This window comes from Methylobacterium sp. B1, assembly GCF_000333255.1.
Taxonomy (GTDB): domain Bacteria; phylum Pseudomonadota; class Alphaproteobacteria; order Rhizobiales; family Beijerinckiaceae; genus Methylobacterium; species Methylobacterium fujisawaense.
The window spans coordinates 1-3530 of sequence record NZ_BACT01000246.1 but is presented as its reverse complement, the minus strand read 5'-3'; the positions used below and the strand labels follow the sequence as shown (position 1 = coordinate 3530).

Below are 3530 nucleotides of genomic sequence, written 5' to 3'. Positions count from 1 at the left end.
CGAAGTCGAGGCCTGGGCGCGGCGCTTCTGCACCCAGGTTCGCGAGCGGGTCACGCAGGCCACGTTCACCTTCGTGGCCATCGACGAGGCCGGCCGCCCGCGGCCGATCCCGCCGGCGGTGCCCTCGCCCTCCGCGACTACTTGATCACCCCGCAGGCGATCCGGTCGCCGGCGCCGCCGATCGGCTGGCTGGTGTGGTCGTCCTCGTTGGCGTGAATGATCAGTGCCGCGCCGTCACCATCCTTGAGGCCGCCCTCGCCGTTCAGCGGCGTCTCGCTCGAGACCTCGGCATTGGCCGAGCCGTCCTGCGCGGCGTAGAGGTTCGGCAGGTCGCCCTCGTCGGGCCCCTCGGCGTTGAGCAGCCCGTGCTTGCTCTGGTCGTGGTTCACGTGGGCCTTCGAGTTCATGAACTTCGGATCCGAGCAGTCGCCCACGGCATGGAAATGCATCCCGTGCCAGCCGGGCGGCAGACCACCGGGCTGGATCGTCACGCGCAGGACCAGGGCATTCGCCCCGTCGCGGATCGACAAGGCGCCGATCGCGTCGCCCTTGGCGTTCTTGATCGGCGCCGTGTAGGTCTCTGCCGGTTTGGCGACCTCCTTCGGAGGCTCCTGCGCCAGGGCGGCGCCGGCGGCGACAGTCCCGAGCAATGCGAGCAGCGGCAGGGTGCGGGTCATACGGTGGCTCTCCTCTCCGGCCCGGTCTAGTTAGGGAGCGCGCCGGCCTTCGACAGGGCGGCGGCCCGAAACCTCCGTCGCAGATCTGCCGGGACCGCACGAAGCCCTGATGACCCGAGACCGGCCTATCCCGGACCGCGCGCCGCCCACGGACGATCCGTCCCCGCGTCGCGCCGACCTGTTCCTCGTGGCGCACGGCCACTTTGAGAGCCGGGCCCGGGCCCAGGCTGCGATCCGCGCCGGGCTCGTGCGGGTCGACGGGCACCCGCTCGCCCGCCCCTCGGACACGATCGCCCCGGGGGCACGGGTCGAGGCGGAATCCGAGCATCCCTACGCCTCCCGCGGCGGCATGAAGCTCGCCGCCGCCCTGGATGCGTTCGGCCTCGACCCGGCCGGCCGTACCGGCCTCGACGTCGGCGCCTCGACGGGCGGCTTTACCGACGTGCTGCTGGCCCGCGGCGCCCGCCACGTCCACGCGCTGGATGTGGGCCGGGGGCAATTGCATCCGCGCCTCGCCGGGGATCCGCGGGTGACCAACCGGGAGGGGACCGACATCCGCGTCCTCGACCCGGACGCCCTCGTCCCGCGCCCCGATCTCGCCACCGTGGACGTGAGCTTCATCGGTCTGCGCCTCGTCCTGCCGGTCCTGCCGCCGCTGCTCGCCCCGGGAGCGGAGGTCGTCGCGCTGATCAAGCCGCAATTCGAGGCCGGGCGCGGGCGGGTCGGCCGCGGCGGCCTCGTGCGCGACCCGGCGGTCCACGCAGAAGTCTGCGCGGCCATCCGCAAAACCCTGGAGGCGCTCGGCGCCGAAATCCTGGGCCTCATCGACTCGCCGGTGCCGGGCGGCGACGGCAATGCCGAGTTCCTGATCGGTGCGAGGTTGCCGTGAGCGAGACAGCCGACATCGAGACAGTCACGATCCGCGACCTCGGCGCCCGCGGCGACGGGATCGCCGAGGATGGGATCCTCGTGCCCTACACCTTGCCCGGGGAACGCGCGGAAATCCGCCGGGAGGCGCGGCGCGGCGACCTCATCGCCGTCACGCAGGCCTCCCCCGACCGGGTCGCGCCGTTCTGCCCGTACTACATGCGCTGCGGCGGCTGCCGCACCCAGCACCTCGCGCGGCCCGCGGAACTCGCCTGGAAGCGCGGCCTCGTCGCACAGGCCCTGTTCCAGGCCCGCCTGGACGTGGCCCCTGCCCCGATCATCGACGCGCACGGGACCGGGCGTCGCCGCCTCACCCTGCACGTGCGGGAGATCGACGGCCGTGCCGAGGCCGGGCTGATGGCGGCGCGCAGCCACGCGCTGGTCCCGATCGACCATTGCCCGATCACCGTGCCGGCGCTGCACGCGGCCCCCGCGGTGGCGCGCCGCCTCGCCGCCCCCCTGGGCCATGGGCGCAAACCCCTCGACGTGGCCGTCACCGCCACCGACCAGGGCCTGGACGTCGATCTGCGCGGCCACGGCCCGGTGAGCGCCGGCGTGGGCACCGCGCTGGTGCGGATCGCCGGCGAACTCGGCCTCGCCCGCCTCTCCCTCCACGGCGAGCGGCTCATGGAGGCCGAGCCGGTCTCGGTCACCGCCGACGCGATCCGCCTCTACCCGGCGCCCGGCGGATTCCTGCAGGCGACCGCCGCCGGACAGGCGACGCTCTGTGATCTCACCCTGACGGCCCTCGGCCCCCGTGTCCGACGTGTCGCCGACCTGTTCGCGGGCTGCGGGCCGTTGAGCCTGGCGATCGCCCGGACGGCCGCCGTTCACGCCGTCGAGTCCGACGCCGCCGCCCTGGCCGGGCTCGAACGTTCCGCGCGCATGGCCTCGGGCCTGCGCAGGATCACCACCGAGCGCCGCGACCTGTTCCGGCGGCCCCTGCTCCCCCTCGAACTCGAGGCCTTCGATGCGGTGGTGTTCGACCCGCCCCGGGCCGGCGCGGAGGCCCAGGCCCGCCAGCTCGCCGCCGCGCGCGTGCCCCTCGTGATCGGCGTCGCCTGCGACGCCGGCACCTTCGCCCGGGATGCGGCGACGCTGGTTGCCGGAGGCTACCGGCTGGAGGCCGTCACGCCGGTGGACCAGTTCCGCCATTCGGGCCATGTTGAGATGGTTGGCGTGTTCCGACGCGAGCCGGCGCGGCGCCGATGAGGCAGGCAACCCGCAGTGAAGTTCGGCGTTCTCTCGAAGACTGGAGAGGTTCCATGAGCCGAGGATATTTTCGTCTCGCAGGTCTGGCCGCGCTGAGTCTCACCCTCTCGGCTCCCCTCGCGGCACAGACGGTCGCGCCCGATCAGACGGGCACCGGCGGCGGCCCGGCCTCCACGATCACGGCGCCGAACACCAACAGCCTCGGCGTCACCAAGCCGCCAGGCACGTCGCTCGGGGCCGCCGAAGTGCCGTCCCGCACGGAGGAGCGGCGTGAGCGCGCCCTGACCGATCGGATCGAACGCAGCATCTGCGACGGCTGCAACTGAGCCTGGGTCCGGGGCGCTCGCTCGCGGTCGGCGGACCTTGCCGCCGCAGGGTCGGCCTGGGCCGGGCGGCAGGCGACCACGGCCGCCAGGGTGAGCCCGGCTCGCCGGACGCGGGGACGATGCCACCTGGACCGAGCAGGCGCCTCTCCGGGCGGCGATGGCCGAATTCGGCGGGATCGCCCAGACGACGGTCGGCTGACGGCGCCCAGGCCGGAGCAACCGGTTGCGCCCGCGGCGGTCCATGAGACGGTCCATGAGAGGGCGCGCGACCGCTCCGTCACCCCTATTCAGCGCCCTTTCGACGCCAAGGCCCTCGGCGAGGCGGCGACCGGCACCGCAGCGACCGACCCCGAGCTGTTCCGAGGGATTGGGCCGCGAGTCACGGAAG

At 73.7% G+C, this 3530-nt stretch carries 4 protein-coding genes and 1 pseudogene; 4 read left to right on the top strand and 1 reads right to left on the bottom strand.

The window, feature by feature from the left end:
- Positions 1 to 145 (top strand): annotated as a pseudogene (locus I53_RS34950) (acyl-CoA thioesterase); the annotation flags it as partial.
- On the opposite strand, the gene I53_RS07005 reads toward I53_RS34950, so the two are convergent.
- Positions 138 to 677 carry a superoxide dismutase family protein gene (locus I53_RS07005; protein ID WP_043348341.1) on the bottom strand — a complete coding sequence of 180 codons (540 nt, stop codon included), beginning with the start codon at positions 675 to 677 and terminating at the stop codon, positions 138 to 140. The pseudogene I53_RS34950 and the gene I53_RS07005 sit on opposite strands and share 8 nt — an antisense overlap.
- A 109-nt stretch (positions 678 to 786) precedes the next feature.
- Here I53_RS07005 and I53_RS07000 point away from each other — a divergent pair, with 109 nt between their 5' ends.
- The 3 genes from I53_RS07000 to I53_RS06990 are packed head-to-tail and all read left to right on the top strand — an operon-like array spanning position 787 to position 3142.
- On the top strand, positions 787 to 1566 hold the full coding sequence (locus I53_RS07000; RefSeq protein ID WP_051044710.1) for a TlyA family RNA methyltransferase: 780 nt from the start codon (positions 787 to 789) through the stop codon (positions 1564 to 1566).
- Positions 1563 to 2816, top strand: a complete 1254-nt coding sequence (locus I53_RS06995) for an RsmD family RNA methyltransferase (protein ID WP_043348338.1) — start codon at positions 1563 to 1565, stop codon at positions 2814 to 2816. Before I53_RS07000 ends, I53_RS06995 begins: the two co-directional genes overlap by 4 nt.
- Positions 2817 to 2869: 53 nt before the next feature.
- Positions 2870 to 3142 (top strand): hypothetical protein, encoded by a 273-nt coding sequence (locus I53_RS06990; protein WP_043348336.1) that lies wholly within the window; start codon positions 2870 to 2872, stop codon positions 3140 to 3142.
- The last annotated feature ends 388 nt before the right edge of the window (positions 3143 to 3530 follow it).

What these genes read in the sequence shown, in the direction of transcription:
- I53_RS07005 (WP_043348341.1), bottom strand. Translation starts at nt 677, where the DNA reads ATGACCCGCACCCTGCCGCTGCTCGCATTGCTCGGGACTGTCGCCGCC.
- I53_RS07000 (WP_051044710.1), top strand. Translation starts at nt 787, where the DNA reads ATGACCCGAGACCGGCCTATCCCGGACCGCGCGCCGCCCACGGACGAT.
- I53_RS06990 (WP_043348336.1), top strand. Translation starts at nt 2,870, where the DNA reads ATGAGCCGAGGATATTTTCGTCTCGCAGGTCTGGCCGCGCTGAGTCTC.